The sequence below is a fragment of the Bradyrhizobium sp. genome (genome assembly GCF_016462955.1).
GTDB lineage: Bacteria > Pseudomonadota > Alphaproteobacteria > Rhizobiales > Xanthobacteraceae > Bradyrhizobium.
On the sequence record NZ_JAEMSD010000588.1, the window covers coordinates 1 to 3,837 of the forward strand.

4 protein-coding genes and 1 pseudogene are annotated in these 3,837 nt (G+C 66.4%); all 5 read left to right on the top strand.

The window, feature by feature from the left end; all coding sequences use genetic code 11:
• Positions 1-1,091, top strand: a pseudogene (locus tag JHD07_RS35000) (plasmid partitioning protein); the annotation flags it as partial.
• A 93-nt stretch (positions 1,092-1,184) separates the two neighbouring features.
• Entirely contained in the window at positions 1,185-1,658 is a 474-nt protein-coding gene (locus JHD07_RS35005) for a hypothetical protein (protein WP_291630493.1), read from the top strand.
• Positions 1,655-2,527 (top strand): hypothetical protein, encoded by an 873-nt coding sequence (locus tag JHD07_RS35010; protein ID WP_291630495.1) that lies wholly within the window; start codon positions 1,655-1,657, stop codon positions 2,525-2,527. Before JHD07_RS35005 ends, JHD07_RS35010 begins: the two co-directional genes overlap by 4 nt.
• 3 nt (positions 2,528-2,530) lie before the next feature.
• Positions 2,531-2,734, top strand: a complete 204-nt coding sequence (locus JHD07_RS35015; RefSeq protein WP_291630497.1) for a hypothetical protein — start codon at positions 2,531-2,533, stop codon at positions 2,732-2,734.
• Positions 2,731-3,282 carry a hypothetical protein gene (locus tag JHD07_RS39915; protein ID WP_366865730.1) on the top strand — a complete coding sequence of 184 codons (552 nt, stop codon included), beginning with the start codon at positions 2,731-2,733 and terminating at the stop codon, positions 3,280-3,282. Before JHD07_RS35015 ends, JHD07_RS39915 begins: the two co-directional genes overlap by 4 nt.
• The last annotated feature ends 555 nt before the right edge of the window (positions 3,283-3,837 follow it).

Sequence of the window (3,837 nt, forward strand, 5' to 3'; positions counted from 1 at the left end):
CACAAGCGTTGCAGAAGACCCGCATGCACGCGCGCCACGCGAGCTTCGGCGACGAACTCGCGCAGGCCTACGGCATCCACTGGGTCGAGGACCTGTTCGCTCCAGCCGACGAGGACAGCCGTTACACCACTGACGTCGAGGCCTTCCTCGGCGCGCAGCAGGAGTGGATGACGGCGAACCTGCCGAAGAAAGGCATCATCGCCGAGACCACCAACTACGGCGAGGTGAAGCTGCCGCCGAAGGCCGAGCGCGTCCACGGCAAGCCGGCGAAGTCGGACTGCACGGCTATGTATCTTGACCGCGATGGCCGCGTGCAGACCGTGCACTACCGTATGCCAGCGGCGAAGAAGCCGAAGGGCAAGACCGCTGCAGGATCGGACAACGCTCCGGACGATGTCGGCGAGGTCTCGAATCCCCGTCCCGACGTGACCCGCAAGGGCGCCGAGATGATCGGCGATTACCGCACCGACGCGCTGCGCGAGGCGCTCGGCCGCGCGCCGATCGAGGACGACACGCTGATGGCCCTGCTGATCCTCGCCTTCGCGGGCCAGAACGTCTCCGTGACGACGGGAAGCGGCGGGACCTATTACGGCCACAGCCGGCTGGCGAAGAACGCGGCGGCACTGTTCGACGGCGCCGGCAAGCTCTCCTTCGACATGGAGACGCTTCGTGTCGCGGCGCGCACCATGCTGGTCGACGTATTCTCATGCCGGGAGAACGCCACCAATAGCGGTATCGTCGCCCGCGTCGTCGGTGAGGTAATCGGCGCAGACACCTTCCTGCCGAACATGGGCACGGAGGACTTCCTCTCCTGCCTGTCGCGCACAGCGCTCGAGGCCTCGTGCAAGGACACCCCCGTTCTGCCGCGCCAGCGCGTGAAGGACACGCGCGCGGCGCTCGTTGAGCAGTTCAAGGAAGGGCACTTCGTCCATCCCACAGCGCTCTTCGCACCGGACGCTGTGAAGCTTTCGCAATGGTTGTCGTCGAGCGAGACGACGGCAGACGCCGACGAAGCTGAAGAGGACGCCGCCGGCATGGGCGATGACCTCTCCGACGAAGAGACCGAGGCATTTAGGGAGGCGGCCGAATAGAGGGACGCGCGCCTTTTCTTCCGAACGATTCACCGCCGCCGGCCCAGCCGGCGGCGGCTTTGTTTCCACGCACACGCAAATAAGGAGGACACGATGTCCGCGCACACGATCTTCGACAATGCACCTATAGGCTCGATCATAGCCTGGTCCGACGCAACGCGGGAGCCGCCGGCGCGCTTCAGGAAGAAGCTCACCGCCTGGCAGTCCAGCAACAGCAAAGGCCGCCTGATCCGAAAGCAGGGCGGACGATGCGTCGGCAATGGGTCGCTGTCGGCCTGTTTCACCCTGCACGAGGCGGACTACGGCGCCAGCGGCGTCGTCGCCATCCGCGTCCACCGGACGTTTTCGCTCGAATCGAAGCTCCACTTCACCGTCGTCGAACGTCCGGTCATGGGCTCGATGCGCGTTTTCGACCGCGCCGGTGATGATGCCGAACTCGTCTATCTCGGCACGAACGAGGCCGAGGCGAAGGAGTGGCTGACACGCCACGGCTATCCCGGCGCGGTGCTCCAGGAAGTGACTGCCGACGAGGTCGGCGCGGACGCGGTCGAAGGGAGGGCAGCATGAGCGCTTCTCTCCCTGAAACCTTGCAGGAACCGACTTCCGGTAGCCCGGAGGTTGAGTACGGACACAGTTCCGAGGGCTTCCTCGCGGCCCGCGTGGGTGAGACCGCCTTTGCGATGCTGCCGGCGCACCGCGGCGGGCACTATCTCGCAATCGGCTGGCGGCTCGGCCGGCCGATCGTAAAATGGCAACGCGCGGACTTCTACGGCCATTCCGGCGCACTGGGGGACGAGGCCGCATTCCGATCGATGGTCGCGGAGAACGCCGAGCACCAGCGCGAAAAGCGTGCGCTCGGCCGCAAGGACGTGCGGTTTGCGGCGAACACGCCGTGGGGCGCCTCGCAAGGCGCCACCCTCTACGCCGACGGCGTGGTCTGCCACTCGACCGCGGGCCACGGCGGCTTCCACCTCTCCGCCGAGCGCAATCGCAGAGTCCATACCCTGCTGCGCTCGAAGGGTGGCTGGTACGAGGAAGACGCCGAATGGGCGATCGTGGCGATCACCTTTCCGCACCTCTTCACGGCGTTCGAACGCCGTTGCGCCGAGAGAACCATCAAGGACAGCTGGCCTGACGCCTGGGAGGCGATTTCCGGCACGACACTCCAGCCAGGCGAGTCCCGCGAAAAGGATCGCCGCGCCTTCGAGCACGCGCATGCGCGTGACTGGCTCGTCGTCTCTGCCATCACATCCAAGCACGAGAGCGGCTTCGTCGAGGTCGTTGCGACGCTCGGCGGGAAGCGTGGGCCCGGGACTGAGGAGCGCCGCTTCCTCGTCCCCTCCGGCGAGTATCACGTCGGTCGCTTCGGCTTCGTGATCGATGAGGCGCGCCACCGGGTCTACGGCGGCCCGTCGGACTTCGTCGGATGGAGGTGACCCATGCCCTGGCGCCTCATTGCCAAAGCCTTCGGCTGGCACACGGAAACCCTCGAGGACGGCGAAATGCCGGACCTCGTCGTCTGGCATCCACGGCTTGGACGGCATTTCACCGGCACCGACGCTTGGAAGTGCGCCGTGCGCCTATCCATCCACGCGCCGAAGCCCTGCCCGGCTGATGCCGACAGAAAGGAGATTCAGCCATGAAGGCCTTGTCGGCGTCGATCTCCTCATGCACGTGCGAGAGCGCCATCGCCTACGCACTCGATGGCATCCTTACGCCAGGCATGCGCAAGCACGCTAGCATCGATTCGGCACGGGGCGTCACTGGCGACGACGTCGCTTCATCCATCGCCGCGGTGTCCCTCCCGGACGACAACACTCCCGACGAGCCCGCCCTTTCCTCTATGGCCTGTAAGGACGGAGCGATGATTGAGCCTCAAGTCCAGCGCTTCCTACTCGGGCGCATGAAAGCCGCGCAAGCCGAGACGCAGCGCCGTCTCGGCCTCATCGAGCGCCAGATCGCGTCACGCGCCGAACGGCTGACGATCACCGATCGGACGAAGCGGCGGCGGCGCGCCGATAGCGCCTCGAACTGGACGAAAGCAGACGAGCGGCTGTTTCAGCAGCACGTCGCGGAGCTCGCCCTGGCTCGTCGCGGCGATATCGACGCCCTCACGCGAAAGCTCGATCGGCAGGAGGCGGCGATCGCCGAGTTTCGGACGCTCCGTCGCGTTTCCGCTGCGTGGCGGTGAGAGACGGAAGGAAGCACCAATTGGAGTGCGAGCGGCGCGCGCGGACACTTCATGTCGAGACGGAGAGTTCAGCAGGTTTGGCCCGACCTCTCAAGGTTTCGGCGGCTCGCTGCCCCTTGGCCGGCGCTCCCTCGGTTTGGGCTGCGGTCTGAACCGGCCGCGGTCCGCTTCAAGGGCAAGTCGCGAGGCGATCGGCGGCCGCCGTCTCGCGATGGGGGCCGCGTTCTTCGCAGGCCTGAAGGCCCGCTCGGCCTTTGGCCCACCCATGCTCGCCTTGGCAGCCGCCGCCCCCTGAAGCGGCCCCCTGAAGCCGGTTCTGGTCGACCGCACCCGAGGGAGCGACGGCCAAGGGCCAATCGCTTCCTAAGGCGAAACCGAGAAAGGATCTCACCATGACCAAAACTGCTCGCTCCTCTCGCGCCAGCGCCCGTGTCATCCCGCTCCGCAAGGGCACCACTCTCGAGATGGTCCGGCTCGCCTGTCCAGACTCGGCGCAGGCACAGCGCATCTCCGAAAGCTTCGGCCTCGCAATCCTGGACAGCGACGGTATCCGAG